3 protein-coding genes are annotated in these 1,845 nt (G+C 67.9%); all 3 read left to right on the top strand.

Annotated elements, in window-relative coordinates:
• Window positions 1–842: hydroxypyruvate isomerase family protein (locus ACOJSF_RS05485; protein ID WP_420141217.1), on the top strand; the 842-nt coding region annotated here is incomplete at its 5' end.
• Window positions 839–1,387 (top strand): gluconate 2-dehydrogenase subunit 3 family protein, encoded by a 549-nt coding sequence (locus ACOJSF_RS05480; protein ID WP_420141216.1) that lies wholly within the window; start codon window positions 839–841, stop codon window positions 1,385–1,387. The genes ACOJSF_RS05485 and ACOJSF_RS05480, both read left to right, overlap by 4 nt.
• 26 nt (window positions 1,388–1,413) lie before the next feature.
• On the top strand, window positions 1,414–1,845 hold a 432-nt coding region (locus ACOJSF_RS05475), incomplete at its 3' end, for a sugar phosphate isomerase/epimerase family protein (RefSeq protein ID WP_420141215.1).

Raw genomic sequence — 1,845 nt, 5'->3', positions numbered from 1 at the left:
GGGGCGCGCCGTTCCTCCTCGACTATGCCCCGCACGAGGGCAGCTTCGCCAGCCGGGGCGGGCGGATCGAACAGATCGCCTATGCCGCCGACCAGGGCTTTCGGGCGTGGGAGGACAATGAGGCGGCGGGGCGCAGCGTCGCAGAGCAGGCCGCGATGGCGCGCGCGCTGCAACAGCGAAACATGCGGATGGGCGTGCTCGTCGCGTCGATGCCGCGCTGGGGTGACTTTCGCCCGGTGCTGGGCGGCGACGACGATGCCGAGCGGCAGGGTTTCCTCGCCGACATCCGCCGGTCGGTCGAGGTGGCGAAGCGGCTAAATGCCAGGTGGATGACGATCGTCCCCGGCTTCGTCGATCCACGGCTGCCGATGGACGTGCAGGGCGCACGTATCGTCGACACGATCCGGCGTGCCGCCGACATCGTCGAACCGGCGGGGCTGGTGCTGGTGATGGAGCCGCTCAACACGCTGGTCGACCATCCCAACGTCTTCCTGCGGACTTTCACGCAAGGGTTCGCAATGGCGCGAGCGATCGACCGGCCTTCGGTCAAGGTGCTCGCCGACCTTTATCATCAGCAGATTCAGGCGGGTAACCTGATCCGCAGCCTGGAGAGCTGCTGGAGCGAGATCGCCTATATCCAGTTCGGCGACAATCCCGGCCGGCGCGAGCCCGGGACGGGCGAGATCAATTACGGTCACGTCGTCAGATGGCTCAAGGCAAAGGGCTATGACGGCGTCATCGGCATGGAACATGGCAATTCGGGCAAGGGCCCGGCGGGCGAGGCGGCGTTGATCGCCGCCTATCGCGCCGCGGACCACGCCGCACGAGGAGGGAAGGCATGATTATCGATCGAAGGCAGGCCGTTTCGGGGATCGCGGCGATGTTCGGGGCGGGGCTGTTCGCGCCGATCGCGCGGGCGGCGGGCGTGCAGGCGTTCACGCCCGAGGCAATGCCCGAAATCAGTGATGGGGCGCCGACCAAGGCGGTGTTCACCGACGCGCAGCGCAAGCTGGTCAGTGCATTGTCCGAACGTGTGCTGCCGACCACCGACACCCCCGGCGCGATCGCGGCGGGTGTGCCCGAGTTCATCGAGAAGCTGTTGGCCGACTGGTCCTATCCCAAGGATCGCGAACCGATCATCGCCGGCCTGACCGCGATCGAGGCGCAGGCGCAAAGCCGGTACAAGAAGGCCGCGACCGCGCTGACCCCCGCGCAGCACGACGCGCTGTTGACCGCGGCGATGAACGACCAGTTCCCCGGCGGCAAGGCGTTCTTCGAGCCGTTCCGCCAGATGGTGATTGCGGGCTACTACACCTCCGAGATCGGCATCACGCAGGAGCGCGAGTACCTGCCCGTGCCGGGCCGCTACGACGGCGCCTATCGCTAGACCGAGGTGAACAAGGTGTTCTCGTCATGATCGATCGGCGTTCGCTCATCGCCGGGGCCGCGGCGCTTGCGGCCGCGCCCGCGTTCGCCGGACAGCGCCGCCGCCGGACGGGCGCGCGCCCGATCGGCATCCAGCTCTATACGCTGCGCGAACTGTTCCAGAAGGATCCGGCGGCGACGCTCGCCACCCTGGCGCGCATCGGGTACCGCGAGATCGAATATGGCGGCGGCGGATACGACCAGATGGACGCCGCCATGCTGCGGCGGACCGCCGACAAGCTGGGGCTGAAGGCACCGTCCGCGCACATCGCCTATGAGGCGCTGTCGGCCGATTTCGCGGGCTCAGTCCGGCGCGCCAAGACGCTGGGCATCGACACCGTCGTCATCCCCTACCTGATCGATCCGCTGCGCAACGAAACCGCGTTCGCGAAGGTCGTCGCCGACATGAACGCCTGGGCA

Source organism: Sphingomonas sp., assembly GCF_048594985.1.
In the GTDB taxonomy this organism is placed as follows: Bacteria; Pseudomonadota; Alphaproteobacteria; order Sphingomonadales; family Sphingomonadaceae; genus Sphingomonas_I.
Note: the sequence above shows the minus strand (reverse complement) of the source record. Positions and strands in the feature narration are given on the sequence as shown.